Origin of the sequence: Luxibacter massiliensis, assembly GCF_900604355.1 — a bacterium.
Taxonomy (GTDB): Bacteria; Bacillota; Clostridia; order Lachnospirales; family Lachnospiraceae; genus Luxibacter; species Luxibacter massiliensis.
The window spans coordinates 2,377,709-2,399,875 of record NZ_UWOE01000001.1; the positions used below are offsets into that span (position 1 = coordinate 2,377,709).

At 45.3% G+C, this 22,167-nt stretch carries 14 protein-coding genes and 1 pseudogene; 2 read left to right on the forward strand and 13 right to left on the reverse strand.

Annotated features, from left to right (window positions below):
* Positions 1–8: 8 nt before the first annotated feature.
* On the reverse strand, positions 9–170 hold the full coding sequence (locus EFA47_RS19880; RefSeq protein WP_164689979.1) for a hypothetical protein: 162 nt from the start codon (positions 168–170) through the stop codon (positions 9–11).
* 161 nt (positions 171–331) lie between these two features.
* On the opposite strand from EFA47_RS19880, the pseudogene EFA47_RS11015 reads away from it, so the two are divergent.
* A pseudogene (locus EFA47_RS11015) lies at positions 332–964 on the forward strand (ABC transporter ATP-binding protein); the annotation flags it as partial.
* Complete coding sequence (locus tag EFA47_RS11020; protein ID WP_122643323.1) at positions 957–1,697, forward strand: ABC transporter permease; 741 nt, start codon at positions 957–959, stop codon at positions 1,695–1,697. The pseudogene EFA47_RS11015 and the gene EFA47_RS11020, both read left to right, overlap by 8 nt.
* 62 nt (positions 1,698–1,759) lie before the next feature.
* On the opposite strand, the gene EFA47_RS11025 is transcribed toward EFA47_RS11020, so the two are convergent.
* The 12 genes from EFA47_RS11025 to EFA47_RS11080 all read right to left on the reverse strand — a co-directional run bounded on the left by EFA47_RS11025 (position 1,760) and on the right by EFA47_RS11080 (position 22,122).
* On the reverse strand, positions 1,760–2,398 hold the full coding sequence (locus tag EFA47_RS11025; protein ID WP_122643324.1) for an ABC transporter ATP-binding protein: 639 nt from the start codon (positions 2,396–2,398) through the stop codon (positions 1,760–1,762).
* Positions 2,399–2,408: 10 nt separating this feature from the next.
* Positions 2,409–3,989, reverse strand: coding sequence for an ABC transporter permease (locus EFA47_RS11030; RefSeq protein ID WP_122643325.1), 1,581 nt, complete (start codon positions 3,987–3,989; stop codon positions 2,409–2,411).
* 98 nt (positions 3,990–4,087) lie between these two features.
* Positions 4,088–5,308, reverse strand: coding sequence for a sensor histidine kinase (locus EFA47_RS11035; protein WP_122643326.1), 1,221 nt, complete (start codon positions 5,306–5,308; stop codon positions 4,088–4,090).
* A complete protein-coding gene (locus EFA47_RS11040) occupies positions 5,286–5,978 on the reverse strand; it encodes a response regulator transcription factor (protein ID WP_122643327.1) in 693 nt (230 codons plus the stop codon). Before EFA47_RS11040 ends, EFA47_RS11035 begins: the two co-directional genes overlap by 23 nt.
* A 155-nt stretch (positions 5,979–6,133) precedes the next feature.
* Complete coding sequence (locus tag EFA47_RS11045; protein ID WP_122643328.1) at positions 6,134–7,954, reverse strand: recombinase family protein; 1,821 nt, start codon at positions 7,952–7,954, stop codon at positions 6,134–6,136.
* Positions 7,951–8,118, reverse strand: a complete 168-nt coding sequence (locus EFA47_RS19885; protein WP_164689980.1) for a hypothetical protein — start codon at positions 8,116–8,118, stop codon at positions 7,951–7,953. The genes EFA47_RS11045 and EFA47_RS19885 overlap by 4 nt, the downstream gene beginning before the upstream one ends.
* Positions 8,119–8,180: 62 nt before the next feature.
* Complete coding sequence (locus EFA47_RS11050; RefSeq protein WP_122643329.1) at positions 8,181–11,828, reverse strand: ABC transporter ATP-binding protein/permease; 3,648 nt, start codon at positions 11,826–11,828, stop codon at positions 8,181–8,183.
* Between the two features lie 397 nt (positions 11,829–12,225).
* The gene (locus tag EFA47_RS11060; RefSeq protein ID WP_122643330.1) at positions 12,226–13,554 is read right to left on the reverse strand and encodes a 6-phospho-alpha-glucosidase; all 1,329 of its coding nucleotides are present in this window, start codon (positions 13,552–13,554) and stop codon (positions 12,226–12,228) included.
* A 112-nt stretch (positions 13,555–13,666) separates the two neighbouring features.
* Positions 13,667–15,709 carry an alpha-glucoside-specific PTS transporter subunit IIBC gene (locus EFA47_RS11065; RefSeq protein ID WP_164689981.1) on the reverse strand — a complete coding sequence of 681 codons (2,043 nt, stop codon included), beginning with the start codon at positions 15,707–15,709 and terminating at the stop codon, positions 13,667–13,669.
* A gap of 340 nt (positions 15,710–16,049) precedes the next feature.
* Complete coding sequence (locus EFA47_RS11070) at positions 16,050–16,823, reverse strand: MurR/RpiR family transcriptional regulator (RefSeq protein WP_122643331.1); 774 nt, start codon at positions 16,821–16,823, stop codon at positions 16,050–16,052.
* A gap of 28 nt (positions 16,824–16,851) precedes the next feature.
* Complete coding sequence (locus EFA47_RS11075; RefSeq protein ID WP_122643332.1) at positions 16,852–18,837, reverse strand: methyl-accepting chemotaxis protein; 1,986 nt, start codon at positions 18,835–18,837, stop codon at positions 16,852–16,854.
* Positions 18,838–19,071: 234 nt separating this feature from the next.
* Positions 19,072–22,122 carry a hypothetical protein gene (locus tag EFA47_RS11080; protein WP_122643333.1) on the reverse strand — a complete coding sequence of 1,017 codons (3,051 nt, stop codon included), beginning with the start codon at positions 22,120–22,122 and terminating at the stop codon, positions 19,072–19,074.
* Positions 22,123–22,167: the final 45 nt, after the last annotated feature.

The window sequence follows — 22,167 nt, forward strand, 5'->3', positions numbered from 1 at the left end:
CCTATAAATCAGGCCATCTTTTCACACCCTGCCCTATCTACATTACTCTTTGCAAGGGCTTCTATCAGCCTCTCTTCCCAAAACTGGCAGACCTCCTCCTGGCCAAATATACTCTCTGCCTCCCCTTCTATATGTACCACAAGTTTCATTTCCTGGCCTTTCCTTGCCATAACAATGCACTTCCTAATAAGCCGGTTTATACATATTACATGGCTGCCGCTGTTTTTATTCTTATTGGGTGATAAGTTGCGGGGACTAAGCCATATATACGGAAATTTATGTCCCTGGCCGATTGTCCCCATTGCCAACATGTTTCCCTTTCTATACCATCGGCAAATCTACACTGCTTTCCATTATCGCAGGCCTCATCGAGCCTGAAAAAGGATTAATAAAAACAAATGGGAAATACCTCCGTGAGAGTACAATGAATATCGGATATATGCTGCAGCATGACCACCTTTTTGAATGGAGGACAATATATAAAAATATCCTCCTAGGACTGGAAATCCAGCATATGCTTTCGGCTAAATCCAGGGCCAGGGCAGACGAACTGCTTGAGACATACGGCTTAAAACAGTTTGCCGGCGCCAGGCCCTCTGAACTTTCCGGAGGTATGCGCCAGCGCACGGCCCTTATACGTACCCTTGTACTGGAGCCAGACATACTGCTGCTGGATGAGCCTTTCTCTGCCCTGGATTATCAGACACGGTTGTCCGTGGGGGATGACATTGGGCAAATAATCAGAGATGAACACAAGACAGCTATTTTAGTGACCCATGACCTTTCCGAGGCCGTCAGCCTGGCAGACCGTGTGATTATCCTCACAAACCGGCCCGCTACAATCAATAAAATTGTGCCTGTTTCTTTTACTCTGGAGAAAGATACTCCTCTGCTGCGGAGAAATGCTCCTGAATTTAAAAACTATTTTAATATAATCTGGAAGGAGTTGAATCAAAATGAATGAGATTTCTGCCGGGCAGCAGAGCTATCTGGATCAAAGAAAACGGTACAAAAGGATTGTGCGCATTTCCCGCGCAGCAATCCTTTTGGGATTTTTATTTCTATGGGAATTTACAGCAAATGTAGGGATAATTGATTCTTTTATCTTCAGCAGTCCGTCCAAAATAACTCTGTGTTTCTGGGGGATGGTGCTGGATAAAAGTATTTTTGTCCATCTCTGGACCACACTGTATGAGACAATCGCCAGTTTTCTGCTCGTCACCTTCATCAGTATCCTGCTTGCCGTTTTACTATGGTGCAGCAGGAAGCTGTCAGAAATCATGGATCCCTATCTGGTTGTACTAAACAGCCTCCCTAAATCCGCCCTGGCCCCCCTGCTCATTGTCTGGCTGGGAGCAACCCCCACTACCATCATTGTCGCCGGCATGTCGGTGGCCATCTTTGGCAGTATACTAAATTTATATACTAGCTTTATAAATGTAGATGAGGAAGAAATTAAACTCATTTACACACTGAGGGGCAATAAATGGCATGCACTTACAAAGGTTGTGCTCCCCAGCTCTATCCCATCTATCATCAGTAACATGAAAGTCAATATTGGCCTCTGCCTTGTAGGGGTTATAATCGGGGAATTCCTGGCCGCCCGCAGTGGTCTGGGATATCTGATTATATACTCGAGCCAGGTGTTCAGATGGGGAGGCATTCGGACACAATCTGCTATTGAAGCTATACTATAAAAGCAGGCACAGCATGGAAGTAACTAAACGAAAGTTTGTCGTTTCTTTATCTCTATACCATATCACAAACTGTAAACTACATCTGCTGCCTGAGTAACTTCATAAGAATGGGTAACTAAGATCACACAGCACTCTTCCTTATGTGCCAATTCCAGAAAAATCCCCATAATCTCTCTCTGTGTTTCTGGATCCAGATTACCTGTCGGCTCATCAGCCAAAAGGATGCCTGGGTTATAAGAAAGTGCCCTCGCAATTGCTACCCTCTGCTGCTGTCCTCCTGACAGCTTTAAAATCCGTCTCCTGGCCTCCTCCTCTCCAATTGCCACTTTTTTTAAAAGCTCCATTGCCTGGCTGCTCCTATTCTCATATTTTACCCCTGAGATTTCCATAGAAAGCATGACATTTTCCACAGCTGTCAGTTTAGGCAAAAGATTAAAACTCTGAAAAATAACACCTATCTCTCTGCTTCTATATTCATAACGGTTCAGGGAAGAAATATCCTGTCCATTAAGCAGGATCCTCCCTCTTGTAGGGACAGCCAAGCCGGACAGCAGAGATAATAGTGTTGTTTTACCTGCTCCAGACTTTCCCGTAATGGCATAAAGTTTTCCTTTTTCGAATTGGTAAGAGATTCCCTCTAATACTTCTTTGCTTTTCTTATCGTATGAATATGAAATATCCTGTAATTCTAATACACTCATATCTGACCTCCTAATCCCGGCTATTCAGTATCTTCAGCGGATCATACCTCAAAATAAAGACCAGTGCTGTACACCCTGAAACAATTGTCAAAACGATTCCAATCCCCATCATTTCCAGAATAACCTGCAAATCTGCTGCTGAAGAAATACTGCTGATATAAGCACTGGGGCCCTGCATTTTCTGACTGTTCCCATCCTGTTCTGGTTCGCCTTCTAATTCTGGGGTTCCAGCCATACCCTGGTCATTTTCAGCTCCTCCCATTTCTCGTCCAAATCTTTGTTCCTGGGAAGATGCCTCAATTTGATTCTGTAACAGGAAATTTGTGACAGGTATAGAAGATACCGCTCCTGCAGCAGCTCCAATAAACAGAGCCAAAAAGGTCACAACCAAAGATTCTGTCAGGAATTGTATAGCAATCTTCCACTTTTTCATTCCAATGGCCGACAAAACCCCAATTTCATATTTTCTTTCCCGAATAGAAAAGATATGAAGTACTACTAAAATAACAGCTCCTATTGTTAAAATGACCAAAAGGAAATATCCTGCATATTTACTCAGATTATCTAACGGCTTTAGACTCTCTTCGTAGGAAGATACATCTCCTGATGAAATAGCATAATCATCAGAAAGTCCCATTTCCTTGGCCTCCTCCTGAAACTTCTCATATGCCTCCACAGATCCAAGCACATAGGTTCCATTTAACATTGATTGTACTGCCGTAGTTACAGTCTGTCCTGTGGTACTGTCTGTTTCTGCAACAGCATTCTCTTCTGAATCCTCTAAAATCCCCGCTAAGGTATCATAACTGGTAAATATCTGATTGGAACTGTCTGCCCCTGCCATAAATCCCCCCATAATACCAGCGGAAGAACCCTCTGTTGTTTCCCTTTCATAAATACCACAGACCGTCAGATTATATGTTTCTTCTTCATTGTTAGGATTAGACAGCGTTATAGTATCTCCTACCGACAAGTCATTATAGGAGGCTAGTTCGGCATTGATTACACAGGTATCATCATCACTTCCCTCAGCAAACATCTCCCCTTCTGTAATAGAGCTTACACCGTCAATAAAATCGGTCATGGCAGAATCAGAACTATATCCCGTTACGGTAAATTCTCCTTGCGTTCCCATTCTTCCGCCCTGCTGCTGTCCTTTATCTCCTCCCGGGTTCTCCGGGGCAAAACCGGAATCTGTATTTTGCTCCTCGCTCTGACTATTTCCTGTCATATCCAGAGCTTCTAAGGATGCACCGTTTAAGGATGCAGAAACTGTATAGTAAAAGTCAGATACACTTTCTGCCTCAGCATAGACCTCTAATTCCTCTAAGGTCAGATCCTCTGTGCCTTCCAGTGCAGTCCGGCGCTCCTCCATATTCTCTCTGCCTTCCATCATAGCCTCTCTGTCCACACTGATCTGCGCTGTAACTTCTAAATTCTCCTTGGCACTGTCGGCGGCCTTATACGCTGCTGCCTGAATAGACAGAGAGATACATGCAGAAAAAGAAATAATAAAAACAATGATTCCGATTAGAATATTCCTTCCCTTGGACCGGGAAATTCCTCTCAGTGCATTTTTTAAAATATACATAGAAACCTCCTGCTTTCTGTTTTTCTGATACTAGATTTCTAAAGCAGTATAAAGGTTTTTCCTTAAATGAACTTAAAAAAGCGATTATAAAATCTGACTTATAATAAAACTGTAAATAAAATCGTTCTTCCATTTTCTGAAGACACTGTAATTTTCCCTTTGTGGGCCAGGACAATTGCTCTGGCAATAGATAATCCAATCCCATACCCTCTAGTCTGAGAGTTTCTGGAAACATCCGTTCTATAAAAACGATCAAATAGATACTGAAGCTGTTCTGTTTCTATAAAATCTACAGTATTAAATACAATAATACAGATGGACTTCCCTCTCTGTTTCAGCTGAAAAAATATTGCTCCCTGCTCATCCGAATACTTCATCGCATTATCTAACAAAATTGAAAACAAACGTCGAATTTCCTCTGGTACTCCACGGTATCCTGCCATAGGCTGTATTTCATAAGTGAATTTCTTATTCTGCATTTTTGCGATAGACTGAAAGGACTCCGCTGTCTCTATGGCAATCTCAGAGATTGGAAAATCTGTCATCTGTATGTGGCCTGGTTTTTCTTCCATTCTGGAAAGATAGATCAGATCATTGGTCAGCTCTTTCAGCCTCTGCGTTTGCTTCTGTATGTCCTGAATCCATTCATTTTCTCCAGCCTCCATTTCAAGTACGGCTGCATCTGCATCTATAATGGTCAAAGGTGTTTTAATCTCATGCCCGGCATCTGTTATAAATCTCTTCTGTTTCTCATAACTAAGTGCAAAGGGCTGCACAATACGGCCAGATACAAAAACAAGTAAGACAAATACCGCCCCCACTCCTAAAACGGAGACAAGCAGGCTGGTGATCAAAAAATCATAAAAGGTAGAAAGGCTTTTTCCACAATCCAGAAAAATGATCATCATGTTCTGCCCCCCTAAGTCCTCTTTTCTATATCTATAGTTCGCGATAAATCCCCCTGTCTTTGACTTCTTCCCTACCTCTTCACCATATTCTTCTGCTGTATACTTGTCAACCGCAGCTATACGTCCTAAATTTGTCTTTAATATCGTTCCGTCCTTTTTCATTTCTACTGTAAAATAACGGGATTCGAAGGGTGTCTCTGGAGAAAATTTATCTGGAGAAGGCTTTTCGAACCGGAAATCCTCTATGGGAAAGGCGCCACTGTTTTCAGATAAAACATCCAAAATATTTTCTGCATCGCGAATGATTTTCCTATAATTCATAATGTGGATGCTTCCTAAAAGAATGAATAATACTGCTACCATAGCAATAATACTCGCCAGAATGAACTTAATCCTTAGTTTTTTTATCATGGACAACCTCCAAAGAATATCCTGCATTTCTGCTGGCCTTTATCTGGATATTCCCGCGAAGGCGAGCCAGCTTTTTTCTTAAATATGAAATATATACCCAGACAACATTGATTTCTGTATTTCCGTCGTACCCCCATATTTTCTCCAATATACGTTCCGTCGGTATAACATTCCTGGGATTATACATTAAAAATTCCATAACCTGAAATTCTTTATTTGTCAACCCAAAATTTCCGGTAGGAGATGAAAGTTCTTTTGTGGCTCTGTTGAGCGTGATATTGCCCAGCTTCAAAAGAGAGTCTGACGCTGTAGCCTGGTTTCTCGTCATCGCCCGGATCCGAGCAAGCAGTTCCCTTGCCGAAAAGGGTTTAGTCAAATAATCATTGGCCCCACTGTCCAGTCCTTTTACCTTGTCATCTACCTCCGCCTTTGCTGTCAATATAAGGACAGGCACTCTGTTTCCCTGCTTTCTTATGGCTCTTAGTACTTCAAACCCATCCAGCTTAGGCATCATGACGTCTAAAATCATGCCATCATAATTTTCTGTCTCTGCATATTCCAGCGCCGCTGCCCCATCATACACCACATCAGCTGAATATCCGTTTTTGGTTAGGATTACATTTAGTGCCCTGGCCAGAGATCTTTCATCTTCTGCTATCAATAACCGCATTTTATTTTCCTCCTTTTGTAGTCAGTATTCTATCACAGCAGCCTTAATTCTACTTTAGAATTATTAAATAGCCGCCTAACTATAAAGGCAGGCAAAAACTATCGCAGCCGGCTCCTCCCCCATTACATAAACAGGCGGCATCCCTATGCCGCCCATCAATCCCCTGATACTTTCCACTCCCCTTTGCCCCCTTTCCCCTGATACCAGATCCGCCCCTGGCTTTTCAAGACCCTGATTTTATAATTCACCCCTGCTACGCTGATCCCCAGTCTTTTTGCGATCTCTTTAGCCGTAATCTGGGGATTTTCCCTCATCCAATCTATGAGAACCTCCCGCTCCTTTTGCTTTTGCTTTTTATAGTGAAAGAGATTCCCGTATTCGATACGTATGCAGCTATCCGCTTTATTTAAAAAAGATTCCCCCTCCTGCAGCCCTGTTGTCTTTCCCATGCCAAATCTCAGCTCCATATACTCCGGGAAAATAATAATCCTGTCAATTTTATCCAATAGGTGTGCAACACCTGCTTTTTCCACAACCCTGTCCTGTCTTACTATAGATTCAATCTCAGAAATCCTGTCTTGAAGTGCAGCTTCCTGTGTTGTCTTTTGTTCAAGGCTTTCTAGCTTTTTCTTAACAGCCTGCAATTTTTTCTCCAATTCCTTCTGTTTCTCTCCGTAAATCTGGTCTGGCAGTATTCCCTCCAGAAGTTTATCCGCCAGTTTACTCATCTGTGCCCGTATCTCTTTTTCTTGCTCCACAACCCGCTCTATCTCTGGCTGTAAGCCTTCTTTTTTTAGTACTTTTTTCAGCATGGCCGTCATGTTACAGATAATCTTTTCTCTGTCATAGCTGTATTTTTCAGCATGGACCTCTTCCAGCAGACAATATAACGTTTCCTCATCCAAATGTACATTATCACAGCCGGCTGTACTCTCCAGTATTCCGTCTCTGGCCCGGGGCCTGCCTGTCTCCAGATATTTCTTACATTTCCACTCATAAACTATCTTCCTGTCCTTATAACGGCTCCTGGATTTTCTATAATAAGGGTTCCCGCAAAACCCACAATATACTTTCCCACTAAGATGGTATTTCCCCTGATTTCTCCCCATGGATTCTCCATGGCGGCTTTTAATTTTAACTGCCCGTTTTGCTATCTCCTGATTTGCACGTTCCCACAATTCACCAGATACAATGGCCGGAACCTTATTCTCATAAATATACTGCTCTTCTAGCGGCACTTTTAGTGTCTTTTTAGAATCAAAATCATAGTGCTTTTTATTCATTACAACTGTCCCTTTGTTGATAGGGTTATGTATCATCTTAAGGATAGCAGAGTCGGAAAATGGTTTTCCATTTCTATTCAGTACACCCTGCTCCCTTAAGATACTGGCAATAGTTCGGGTACCGAATCCTGCTGCACAGAGCTCATACATCTGCCGCTTCACCGCTGCTTCATCCTCCAGGATAACCAGGCTTTTGTCCGGCATCTTCCTATAGCCATATGTATGGGAAGTCAGCACAGCAGGACCATTATTCTTCTGCCTGCTGCGGTGGGCATTGTTGCTTTTCTTACTGAGCTCCCGGCTGTACTCCTCTGCCAGGATGGCTTTAATTCCTGTAATCAGAGCGTCGTCCGCAGAATAAAATTTCTGTTCAATATATATATACAGCTTTTTCTGTGAAGAACAAAGGCGGTCCACAAACAGATACCAGTCCTTTGTATTGCGCATTAACCTGTCCTGGGATTTGATGACAATGATATCAAAGTTATCTGTTAATAAGTCTTCATAGAGCCTATTATACTCAGTCCTTCCCTTTGTCGTCGTCCCGGACCGGCTTTCTATATAAGAGTCCACCAGTAACCAGCCCTTTTGCCTGACCCACTCCCGTCCTTCCTCTGCCTGTTTTATAAGCGCATCCTTCTGGCTTTCGTCTTCCGTGCTGCACCGGGCGTAGATAACTGCCCGTGCCGTCATAAGAAGTGGCCCCCTAGTATCATCTGAGTAAGCCTTATTTTTTCATCAGGCGTAATCAAGTGTCCCTGTGACAGAAGGTCGGCCACTTTTAACATAATCTGTATTTCTGTATTTCTGCCTCTGGAACCGTCCTCCGTCTCAATGTTTTCTATGAAAGCAGGCATAAATAGCTCCTCTGCCAAATGTTACTCTATCTTATGCCTGCCGCTGCCTGTCTTATTTCCCTTTATTCTGTCCGCAGCGCTGTCACCGGGTCGCTCTTTGCCGCCTTCCTGGAGGGAATCAGTCCCCCTGCCAGTGTAAGCAGCACACTGAGCAGTACCAGCACCAGAGCCGGCACAGCAGGCAGGACTGCACTTACGTCATTCGTGTCTGCAAGATGATGAATCAGGGCATTTCCCGGAATCAGCAAAAGCAGAGTCAGCCCGATGCCGATCAGTCCTGCGCATAACCCTATAATAAAGGTTTCTGCATTAAACACCTGGGATACATTCCCCTTTGACGCTCCAATAGCACGCAGGATGCCTATTTCTTTCTTTCTCTCTAACACACTAATATAGGTGATGACTCCAATCATAATAGATGACACAATCAGGGATATGGCCACAAAAGCAATGAGCACATAGCTGATAATATCCACAATATCTGTCACCGATGACATCAAAGTTCCTACCACATCCGTATAGGTGATTACCTGCTCATCTTTCCCCTGGGCCTCCATTTGGCTGTTGTAACCGTCAAGAATTTTTACCACCTGCTCCTTGCTCTCAAAGTCCTTGGGATAGATATCTATACCTGCCGGCACGTCAAAGTCCACGTAACCTAATTTCTGCAGATTGCCGTCATAAGACACGCCTTGGCCAGAATTCATAGACATCATAAGTTCTGTCAATTCCTCTTCATTCATATTCATTTGAAAAGCATCCGCAAAGGCATCTGCATCAATTTTCATGCCCTCAGAAAGAGCTGTCTGTATTTGTGTCCCCACCTGTGTCATGGCCTGCTTCATTGCACTCTCAATCCCTGTGCTAAGCTGGGACACTACCTGCTCCATTGCAGATGTAATCTGTGTCTGTATGCCCCCTGATAAGGCCCCCATATAGGCCCCCGCGGCCTGCTGCATGTAATCCTGGGCCGCACCTGATATCTGGGTATTTAGGCTGTCCATGTCCACCATCCCTGTAATGCCGCCTGAGAGCCGCTTCTGCCCGTCAGGGGTATTTAAATATTCCACAAAATACTCGCCCATTTTGGAAGGGTCGGGCAGGCCGTTGGATGATGCGTAAGAAAGGTACCCCTGCACCATCTTGTCAGCCAGTCCTTCCAGCTGTTCCGCCGAAACCTCAATATTGCCATTTTGTTCGTACACTTCACCGGCCCAAGCCGCCATCCTGCCTTGGGCATCCTCTGTCTGAAGATACTCCATTAAATATTCATCAAAATTCTCAGAATCAATGTCCCCCAGTCCGAGTCCCCCAATATATGCGGCATACCCTTCCATAACACTCTGTACTAAGGCCTGCATCTGTTCTGTTGTGACAGTCACATTTCCGTTTTCTCTGATAATCCCCTCAATTGCTTCTTTCAAAATTGCCTTGGACTCGGGTGTTCTAAGATAATCCATGAAGCTCTGGCCAAGTCCAGAATAGTCTGCCCGGGGGTTCTCTGCAGCATACTGCTGATAGCCTTCTAAAAGGCTGGAGGCCATATTTTTCATTCCATCAGGGGACACTGACAGATCCAGTCCTGACAGTAATGCCCCCAAATCCATCTGGGGAAGGCCGGCCAAGTCTAAGTTGATGGTTCCCAAATCTACCATCCCTGACAAATCCAGGCTGTCGCCCCCTGCAGTAAACACATTTTCCAAATTAAGGGCGCCCGACAGGGATGACAGGTCCATGGAATCACCCATGCCGCTTAAAGCACTTTCATCAAATCCAAATGCCTTTTCCAGAGCCTCCGTATCCACAGTAAACAAAGATTCTGTGTCCAGTCCGTCCTCACTCTTCTCTCCAAATTTTTTGCCCGTAAATACATTTATGTCCTGGGACTCTAACTGCTGCTTCACAATCTGGCTTTTTTCTGCCTCTTTTGCCACATGCTCTGTCAAAGATTCCGGGTAAGCGATTCCCGGAGAGAGCGCTGTTGCATTTGCGTCCTTTGACGGCTGCACAATCCCTACAACTGTGAGATCCTCACCGTCTTTCACCAGTTGTTTCATGTACGCTTCATTGTCTGTCTTATCTTTCCACAAATGATACTGGCTGTCATATTCATAATAAGATGAACTGTTTACCAGCTTAAACTTTGTGCCCACAATGTCTGAGTAAGAATATTCCCCGATATCTGATGGAATATGGATTTTCTCTTCACCAATAAACTGCTGGATCATCTCATCTAGCTCCAGGGGATCTCTTAATCCCAGGGTATAAAGCATAAAATCACTGATGCTCCCCCCAGAAGTAAGCACCACAACACACTCATTATATTTCTCAGGCCATCTGCCTTTTTTCACATCATACTGTTTCTCATAGAGGCCGCTGTTCTTGGGCATTTCATAAAACACATCTGTACTCATCATAGACGACATCAAACTATTGGAGCCTGAGGAGGAGCCAAAACCCAGGGAGCTAAAGGATTTATCCGGGTTCACCTGCCGGATCGTGTCTTTATGCTCGCGGAAAATCTGTGGGGAAATACTATAAGAATACTCCACCGCATTGGTATACTTTTCTACGCCGCTCTGCCCACTGTCAAGGTACTTCTTCAAAGATTCCAGGTCATTGGCATCCATCGTGGAAAACATATTTGTCACCATCTGAATTACCTGTACGTCCCCCTCATCTGACCCGTTCCCCTGATTGTTCTTGCCCTGGCCGTCTTTGTCATCTTCCCCGCTGCCTTTATCATCGCCGATAAGCATAGATGTCATATCAAACCCAGTGCTTTGAATCTGCAGAGGGTACTCCGACAAAGTTTCTTCTTCCACATTCTTAATATACTGGTTTACTCCCGTAGACAAGGATAAAATCAGTGCAATCCCAATAATGCCGATAGAGCCTGCAAAGGAGGTGAGCAGTGTCCTGGCTTTCTTTGTCCTCAGATTATTAAAGCTTAAAGACAGGGCAGTCCGAAATGACATAGAGGATTTCCCCATATTCCTGTGCTCAGGTTCCCCAAGGCCGCTGCTGTCGATTTCATAGGGATTGGTATCTGACCGGATCACACCATCTTTTAAGGTTACTATACGGTTGGCATATTGTTCTGCCAGCTCTGGGTTGTGAGTCACCATGACCACAAGCCTGTCTCTGGCCACTTCCTTAAGAAGGTCCATAACCTGGACGCTGGTGTCACTGTCCAGCGCTCCCGTAGGTTCGTCAGCCAATAAAATATCAGGATCATTGACAAGAGCCCTGGCAATAGCCACCCTCTGCATCTGCCCTCCTGACATCTGGTTTGGCTTTTTGTGCAGCTGTTCCCCAAGGCCTACCTGCTTTAAAGCCTCCACTGCCCGCTGCCTCCTCTGGGCCTTTCCAATCCCCGATATTGTTAAGGCCAGCTCCACATTTGCCAGGACTGTCTGATGGGGGATGAGGTTGTAACTCTGGAACACGAACCCAATGGTATGGTTCCTGTATGAATCCCAATCTCTGTCCTTATATTTTTTGGTGGAAACCCCGTTGATAATTAAATCTCCACTGTCATACCTGTCCAAACCTCCAATGATATTAAGCAGCGTCGTCTTTCCGGAACCGCTGGGGCCTAAAATGGCCACAAACTCATTGTCCCTCAAGTTCAGGCTCACATCGTCCAGCGCTTTCTGCACCAGTGTCCCGGTCCGGTATTCCTTACATATGTGTTGAATCTGCAGCATATATGTTCTCTCCCTTTTCTCTTCTTTATTTAAGGCATATTCCTTAACTAAAGAAGGTATCCACAAACTAAAAACTTACCGTACTATTCTACACCCTGATTCACCGAAAAGTCATCTATTTCATATAAATTTTAGAAACACTTAGGAGATGTATTTCCCTCCATGGCTGGGGCCGTAAATTTGCCCATCCAGATATCTGCCATAGGATATCATATTCTATCCCTATGCCTTCCCATCTGTTCAAAATGGATTGGCTTCTTATGTCCATCGTGCTTCTGTGCATAATGGCCACTTTACTCTACTCCTTTATCAATTGCCTGGAAAAGTGGTACATCCGGCATTATTAAGCACAACAGGAGATGCTTTTGCACCTCCTGCTTACATATTCCTTATTCTGTTAGTTCAATTCCGGCCAATATCCCTTATTTGCCTCTATCATTTCATCCAGGATTTTCTTGGCGACTCCGGCGCTGGGAACTGTTTTAGACAGTGTCAATGCCTGCCACATCTTTTGATAGCTCCCCTCAATCCATGCTTCCACGCAGAGCTTCTCCACACTCACCTGCTGCTCCATCAATCCCTTCTGGAACTGCGGTATTGCCCCCTGGCAGATTCTTTCGTATCCGTTACTCCCCACAATACAAGGGATTTCTACCATGGCAGTCCTGTCAAAATTCTCTACGGCCCCCTCATTGGGCACAATCAATAAAAATCTCTCTTGTGTATTTTTAGCAATTGCACAAGCTAAGTCCACAATATAAGAAGCATGTACATCGGCCTCAAAGCCGCCGTCTTTTGCAGTCCCTTTCTCAATAATCTGCCTGCAGGCCCCAAATACCTGTTTTTCACGCCCATCCATCACTTCATTTGCACGGGTATATTCTGGGTTTGAGTGCTCTACCACATAATCAGGATACAGGTAGTATTTCAGGTATGTATTTGGAATTGTCTCTGGGTCCAGGGCATATACATCTCTGGCTTTTGTAAATGTCTCCCTCCAGCTCTGGTCTATATGCTGGTTTGTCTCAGAGGCTGCCTGTGCAAACCCATTCTCTTTTACATAGGCCCGGATCTGTGGCAGCAAGTCACGGCCATCTTTGTCATAAATCTTAGACCACCACCCAAAATGATTTAAGCCATAATAGGAGACAACCATCTCTTTTCTGGATTTAATACCACACATAGACGCCATCTTCTCTTCCAGGTCAATGGGCATGTCACAGATATTCAGGATCTTGGAATCAGGGCGCAGCCTTCTGGTGGCCTCGGCCACAATAGCCGCCGGGTTGGAATAATTCAGCATCCAGGCATTGGGAGAATATTTCTCCATATAATCCAGGATCTCAATTACACCGCCAATGGAACGCATACCGTATGCCAGTCCGCCTGGCCCGCAAGTCTCCTGGCCTACAACGCCATACTTCAGAGGAATCTTTTCATCTTTCTCACGCATTGCATATTTCCCCACACGGATATGGGCCAGTACAAAGTCTATGCCGGTAAAGGCGGCCTCCGGGTCCGTGGTATAAGAAAACTCAATCTCCGGGGCATTTTCCTTCAAATAAATCTCACATGCCTTTGCCACAATTTCCTGTCTTTCTGGATCATTGTCATAGAACTTGATGGAACGGATAGGAAACCGGTCCTGATGATCCAACAACATTAAGACAATTCCTGGTGTAAATGTACTTCCGCCGCCTGCCACTGTAATTGCATATTTTTCCATGATAACTTCCTTTCCCGTATCCTCTGATACGCTTAACCTGTTTATTATTAATTAATTTCATAGTAACCAGTTTATATTTCACACAACTCCAGCATATTTTCTGTGCTAAAGTTTACTGCTGGATTTCGATACAAGTATCTGCGGACGACGCCCTGCCCGGTATAGCCAGGACTTTCTTGTAATTGCCGCTGTTTGTCACCAGCACCGCTATTGTCGTATCATACCCGTCCTCAGCGATTGCCTCTCTGTCAAAAGATACCAGTTTATCTCCCTGTTTCACTTTGTCCCCAGACTCTACATAGGAAGTAAATCCCCGGCCTTTTAGTTTCACCGTGTCAATGCCTATATGAAGCAGGATTTCCACACCCTCCTCTGTCGTAATCCCCACGGCATGTTTTGTGTCAAATACCAATGATACTTCACCATCTGCGGGTGCATACACCATGCCTTCCTCAGGTACAACCGCTGCCCCCAGTCCCATGGCGCCGGAAGCAAATGCCTCATCCTTCATCTCTCCAAGAGGAATGACTGTTCCGGCTGCAGGCGACTGCAGGCGGATTTTAGCTTTTGCCGCCCCTTCCTCTCCGCCTTTTTCCATCAAGGCTTCAAACTCATCCCTGACATTGGCCACATCCATACCTACAATAATCTGCACTGCATTTCCTTTATTGACAAGGCCATGTGCACCGGCCGCCTTAAACACAGCCACATCCTGTACCAATGAGACATCCCTGACTGTCAGCCTAAGCCTGGTTGCACAGTTTGTCACATCCTTTATGTTTGCAGGGCCGCCTACTGCATCAAGAAAATCTGCGGCCCTCTTTCGGTATGCATTCTGGCCTTTAACCCCGGCCTGCTTCTCTTTAAAATCTGCCTTGGAAAAGAATTTTACATCCTCACCGTCTTCACGCCCCGGAGTTTTTATATCAAATTTCAGGATAACGGCCCTGAAAACCACGAAATAAACACCGATAAATATAATTCCTATGAGAATCTGCTTTACATAGGTCATCCAATATACACTGCCCAGCGGTATCCAGTTAATTGCCGCAAACTCGATCAGGCCCCCTGAAAAGTTTCCCACAACCCCCGCCATATAGACGACCATATCCATAATGCCTGCCAGCACAGAGTGCAGCGCAAACAGCGGAGGGCAGATAAACAAGAAGGTAAATTCCAGCGGCTCTGTCACCCCTGCCACCACTGCTGTCAGGGTAATGGGGATTAAAAGGCCAGCTACCTGCTTTTTACGCTCCTTCTTAGCTGTGGAGTAAAAGGCAAGGGCAATGCCTACAGACCCAAAAATCTTTTCCATTCCGTACAGTGCAAAGCCGCCCTGTGGGAAAAGTTCCTTCAGCGGAACTCCTGACGCCAGGAAGTCGCCCATATGCTGTGTCCAGTATGTTACAATGCCGCCCTGGACTGCCACATTGTCGTAGAGGAACGGAGAGTATACAAAGTGGTGCAGGCCCGTGGGGATCAGGATTCTGTTGAGGAATGAATAGATTCCCACGCCTGCCGCCCCTGCGCCAGCTAAAAATGTCTGAAGCATACTGATGGCCATCTGCACCTTGGGCCATACAAGCACTGCCAGGAAAGCTATGGGGATCATGGCAAAGAACCCTAATATGTATATAAAAGTAGAACCTTTAAAGATTCCCAAAAACTCGGGGAGCTGGGTGTCAAAATATTTGTTGTGCAGCCACACAACTACCGCAGCTATCGCAATTGCCCCCATCATTCCCATATCCAGCGTCTTTATGCCCGCCACAGTCGCAAGGCCTGAGCCGCTTCCCGCATCCTGGGTAAAATCCACGCCAAATACCGCGCCCCACTGGGAAAGGATCGTACTCACAAAATAATTAAATGTCAAATAAATAACCAATGCCTCAAGACAGGCCCTTGCATTCTGTTTTTTGGCCAGCCCCACGGGGAGTCCGATTACAAACACCAACGGCATATTATTAAATACTGTCCACGACCCTTGGTTCACCACATTCCATATCTGGTACCACATCCCATCCGGGTCAGCCAGGCTTCCCATAATCTGCTCATTCATAAACAGAGTGGACAACCCTGCCATAATTCCCCCAAATGCAAACAGCAGAACCGGCGTAAACATTGCACCGCCAAACCGCTGAATCTTCTGCATCATAATTTGTGCCCTCCTTAATTCATAATCTCTTCCTTCTGATCAGATGTTTTTCATAGGTCAATCATAGCGGTGATTCCAGGGGAATTCAAGTATTTCAAAGTGTTTAGTAACGCTGCTTTTACTTAGGGTTCTTTCACATCCTGCTGTGAAATTTCACTTGATTTTTATTCTTTATGCACAAAAATACCACCGGATTTCTCCGGTGGCATTGTGCTTCTTTTTTGGCTTAAGGCATCTTCATCTTTGCGTACAACAGGTATGTCAAGTTCTTTTCCATCCATGGCACATTCTGTCCTGCATAATACCGTATAACCGGTATCTGCTGCCAAGTCCTAGTATACTATTGTACTTCTTTCTCACATCGCATTTCCTGGTACAGCAAATATTTTATAAGCAGCATCTCCACTGTCATAAAAAACAGTGTCGTTGTCTCATAGTTTTCTATATGGGCGGTTCCCACGTTGGAAGTGCTGACATACAGGCTCTCTGTGCTTAACTGTGCCAGTGTATTGTTTTTCATCTTAGTCATGGAGATGACTTGGATCCCTTTCAGCTTCAGCATCCTGGCAAAATCGATCACATGGCTGGATTCACCAGACAGGGATACTATGATTACAACATCCCCTTCACGGAGCAGATCCACAATTAAATCCTGCTCCCCCCGGTGCCCCTCAATATGGTACATACAAATTTGGGCGGAAAGAAATGCCCGTTTAAATTCCTGGGCCACAAAAGATTGGACCGCACCGGACCCATAGACAAATACCCGTTTCGCTTCATAAATCAGGCGGCAGATGTCAGAATAATCACTCTTTTCCATCTCATCAATTTTCTTGCGGTAGTCGTCACAAACCTGCTTCACAATATCCCTCTGGGGCCTCGCCACACGGTCTTTTTCCATCTTCAGATGGATTTTCAATTCACTGAACCCGTCCATATCCAGCTTCTTTGCAAAACGCAGGACCGTCGTCCGGGACACACTGCACTTTTTTGCCAGCTCTTCAATAGTACAGTGGCTGCATTCTGATTTGTGGTTCTCTATATAATTCCAGATATATAAATCGTTTTCATTCAGCTTCTTATAGTTCAGCTTTACTAAATCTGCGATTGCCATAATGCCGTACCTCCGGTAACTTCTGCTCTTAACGCCTCTGGAATCTTCCGAGAAGAGCCTTCACTGTATGGGCCTGGCTGGACAATTCCTCACTCGTTGCGGCACTTTCCTCCGCAGATGCAGAATTACTCTGAACCACCTGTGATATATCTGAGATACCGCTGGAAATCTGGTTAATCTCATCAGCCTGCTCATTGGAGAGCTGGACAATTCTCTTAATCTCTTCCACAACTTCTTTAGCCGCATCCACAGCTTCAGTGAGGGATTCTGCCGTCTCCCCGGCCACGCGGGTCCCTTCGCCTACTGTGCTGATAGAGGTCTCAATGAGCGTCGTTGTGTTCTTGGCAGCCTCAGCGCTTTTAGCGGCCAGATTTCTGACTTCATCTGCCACGACTGCGAACCCCTTTCCCGCCTCACCGGCCCGGGCCGCCTCCACAGCGGCATTGAGGGCAAGAATGTTGGTTTGGAAAGCAATATCTTCAATTGTCTTGATAATCTTACCAATTTCATCAGAGGAATGGCTGATTTTATTCATAGCGTCCACCATCTCATGCATATGCTGGTTGCTCTCCTCCAGCTTCTGGGCCACATTATTTGTAACCTCACCGGCCTCCTCACAGCGCGCAGCGTTCTCATTCACTGTGTCTTTTACCCGGTCCATCCCCCGGACTAGTTCCTCAATCTGCCCTGACTGTTCTACCGCCCCCTGGGAGAGTATCTGGGCGCTGTCAGCCACTTGTGTAGCTCCCCCTGCAACCTGGTCAGCCGCGTCGTCAATTCCGCCGATTACATCATTGAGATTATGGGTGATTTTCTCCAGGGCCTCATGGATACGTACAAAATCTCCCCTGTAATCCTCTTCTGCATGTATATTTAAGTTGCCTGAAGAAATCTGCGTCAGTATCGTGGATATCTCCCCGATAATGCGCCTTAAATACTCAGCCGTATTGTAGAACGTATTGGCCAGCCTGCCGATTTCATCATCTGAATTCACATCCAGCTCTACCTGGAGGTGCCCTTTCTCAATGTTTTCCGCCGCCTTTACTACCTGGCTGATGGGTAAAAGCTTCTTCCGCAGGACTGTTATCACTATGGCCAATGATACAAGAAGGGCGATAATAAATACAACCAGGTTCGTCACTATCTGTTTTTCCAACTCGTCCTCAATGATAGAATTAGGATAGACAAGCCCTACAACCCACTGGCTTTCCGGTTCTGTCATAGCCAGGAAGTTTTTCTTAGCATTGTCATAATCATTCGCTTTAACTGTCTGGTCTGCATCCGCCACACTCTGTAAAATATCCATGGATACATCTGAAACATTCACGACTTTATCTCCTGTAGGCTGGAAATCTCCATTTTGATGGCTCAGGATATTCCCTTCTTTATCAAGAAGATACAGATAGGACCCGTCTGCCGTCTGATAACCATCCACAATAGACTTGACTTCAGAGATGGTCAGATCCCTGCCTACCACTGCATATAGGCTGCCGTCCACAGTAACCGGCGCGGCAATAGTGATGATGAACTCTCCCGTGGTGGCATCTACATACGGAGAAGATATGTACAGTTCTCCTTTAGATGCATTCTGATAATATTCTGTAGATGTAGGGTCATACCCTGCCTCTGGAACCCAGCCGTCGCCGGAGATCATGGTTTTATCTGGAAATACAATATAGTCTGTAATGCCCCCAAAATCTGTGCCGTATTCCGCGGAGCTTACCACAAGATTTGTCACAACCTCTCTGGTGCGCTGCTCCGCCGGCAGCCGCTCAATTGAATGTTTGAGGAGATTAAGCTGGTCGATACGTATTTCCAGCCAGCTGTTGACCTCCGTTTCATAATATTTCACAGTCTGGCTGACATTTGCCTCCATATTACTTCTTATAATTCTCCTGGTTATAAAGAAGTTGAAAATAAAAATAACAATAACGGATAAACAGAAAATAATACTGATTAGAACAGCCATCCGCCCCGTCAAAGAATGTCCCCTGTTTTTCCCTCTGGTTTTCAAGAAAACCCCTCCTTTATCTACTTGTAATCTTTATATATTATAATTCTTCCCTCCTTAGAAATTCAACTCTTAAATTTAACGAATTTTGAAATCGTTTTCAGGCTATCATTGTACGTTATTCTACTGATCCCCCCGTAGGTTTTTAATTTATCTGCACCCCATTTCCTCCCAAATTAAAACAGGGGCACCGCCCCAGCCGGCATCGGCTTAAGGAAGTGCCCCTTGGTATTACTTTTAGTTCATTTTTCTTCTATACACTACGATTCCTGCTGCTAAGGCTGAAACGCCTAACGCTGTCAGCAGAAGTGCAAAAGAAGCCGTATCGCCTGTCTTTACAGACTGTACAGTCTGGCCTGCTTTTGCAGTTGTGGCTGTAGTATTTACATTTTTAGCATTTCCTGCACTGTCCGTTTCGCCAGTGCCGCCCCCCATCACTTCGTCTGCCATGACAAGCACATAATCTGATGCATGGCTGAATTCCAGTGAGACTGCACCGTCTGGCTGTATCTCCCCGGCATCCACAAAAATCATTCTGTGGTTGCTGTCATACCAATACAGGTTGCCGTTTTTGCCGGCATACTCCGCGCCTGCATTCATTGTCAGGGTAGCCTTGAACCCGAAGCTGCCTTCATGGGTCAGGGAAAGCTGCTGTGTAGGATTATCCCCTGCCAGCTCTTGTACTGTCTTGCTTGGAATTGCATCTGTGTTGAATTTAACCTCCAGGTTAATATCCAACAGATTGTCATCCAAAATATCCTGGCCATTGATAGTCCATGTATATCCGTTCATATTAAGATTAAGAGTAATATTCTTTCCTTTGGCAGCCTCCAGCACCTCTTTCGGGACTACCGTTGCATCTCCCATGTCAATATCCATGGCCTGGCCTTCAGTGAGGTTTCCAATGCTTTCTACAATCTGCTTGATTGCATCTTCTGGAAGTCCGATACCCGGCTGTGTAACAGAAGGGTCCTGATCTGTCGGCCCACCGCCGTTGTTGCTGCCTTCCCCTGCATAGCCATAGACTGTGCGGTCATAAGCTGTGCTTACAATCTCTCCCGCATCCTTCTCCTCCTGTGTCAGTCCTATCGTCCAGGTAAGAGTATCATAGGTATCTGTGCTTGTAGGGATCTTCACTATATCCCCTTCACTGACTGGCTGGCAAAGTATGATCTCATACTCTTTTTCCATATCCCATGTAACATAGCTCGCCGAATCCTTCTGGCTATCATGAATCAGGAAACGTACAAGACTTTTATCATATACTGCCTGAATCGTCAAATCATATCTTTCACCCACGGGCATATCTGTATCATATCCATAGATATTCCACTCTTTAAAGGTTAGGCCTACTACATCTCCCGGGGATGCCTTCTTTCCTGCCTCGGCAATGACATCCTTTTTCAATGTATCCTTGGACATCAAGGTAATATAGTGTTCTTGTACACGATACCCGTCCTCATCAAAATACGAATAGTAGAATGTTACGGGCGCCTTATCATACGATGCATAATAAGACACATAAGAATGGCCGACAATCTGTGTGCTCTCGTCAACGGGATTCCCTTCATAGTCTGTCCATCCCTGGAATGTAAGTCCTGGATATTCCGGTACTTCCGGGAACTCAATTCCCAGTTCCCCTAAGGTGGTACGGCGCTCTACATTTTCTTTTCTTCCTGCATTGACTGATTCCCATTCCCCTTCAGCATTGAGATAATTAAAACTATAGTTGAACTCATATGCAGGGTTTACAAAGGTATCACCGTTCTTTACTGTAAAATAATACGGATAATTTGGATACCCCAATGTGGAATCATCTGCATCATTTCCCGCCATATCCTGAATGCTTATGTCTCCAATATACCATTCACAAGGATATGTGTCATCTGTCACCTCAAAGGTCCCCTCAAAGACTCCATTATTATAGACCAACTCCACGAATATAGAAGTTGTGTCTATCTCTGCCACAGGATAAAGATACAGATATGCAGAATATGTATCTAACTCCACATCATCCTTCGCCTGGATTTTAAAATTAACCACATCCCCCGGCTGCAGCATCTTACCGTTCTGGCTATTGCCTTCTCCCACCTGGATGGAAGTAATCTCCGGGGGGACCTTGTCTCCCTTTGTATCTTCTATCTGGTACCAAATATCACCGATCTCTTCAGACAGCAGTGTAACAGTCTTATTTAGTATTTCATATTCAATAGCAACAGCCTTCCATTTCCCGGCTTCCCTCCAATCATCTGCACTCAGGCTTCCCCTATATAATCCGGCCTCAGCATCATACCATGCACCCGCTGAATAGGTTATATCATATTCTGAGTCCTCATACTTGAACCTGACATAAAATGTGCCATCCCCATCCTCCATGGCAGGGGTCGCTTTAAAAGTGAACTCCGCACTCTCCCCGGATTTCAGGGTGCTGCCCGGATTTGAAAAATCCACATCTGTCACCTTAATATCCTCAATGGACACGGGATCAACCTTAAATGTATACTTGCTTACATTTGTTGCACTGTCCCACACCGGATAAGATGCAGGATTTTCCCGGTTATCCACAGCTTTTATGTAACTGATACGACCTTCACTGTAAATCATGCCCTTCATCGGATAGGTGCCTTCATACACTTTAGAATTGGCGCTGCTCTGGGTAAGTGTTATGGAATCAGAATAACTGTTGCTGTCGTCTGAATCTTGGAATTGCAGGCCAACTTCTATATAACTGATTCCGCTCTCCGCGTCATAAGCCTGCACAGAAATCTTGAGTTCTTCATCCTGGCCAATGGTTTTCCCATTCTGGTCGAATGTTACAGACTCAATAACCGGCGCGGTAACGTCGTACTGCCCGTCTGCCATAGGGCTTAACCCTTCCTCGGCAGCCTCTTCCTGTGCGTTCTGCGTATTTCCCCCACTGCTCTCCGCCTCTCCTATCCTGGATTCCTGCTGCCCTTGGGCCGTCAATGCTGCATCCTTCTCTTCCTGCTGCCCTGAACCCTCAGCTACAGCGCCATCTCCTATGTCCGTGCCGGTGTCTGGCCCTTTAGCTGGATCCTGACCCTGCCCTGTCACCCCATCCTGTACCTGCTTATCTGCCGGATTTAGATTTGTGACTTCTGGATCTGCTGGCCCTGTACTCGTGCCGCCCTCCAGAGACTGCTGGACAGCGGACTGGCCATCAACAGTTTCTTCGTCTGCCGCCATTGCCCCGATAGGTGTCAAAGCCAAAGCAAGCACCAGCACAACCGCCCCTGCTTTCTTAAGCAGGTTCCTGTACTTCCACATTTCTCTTCTCCTCCTGATATAATTATTCTGAGATGGAAAATTCAC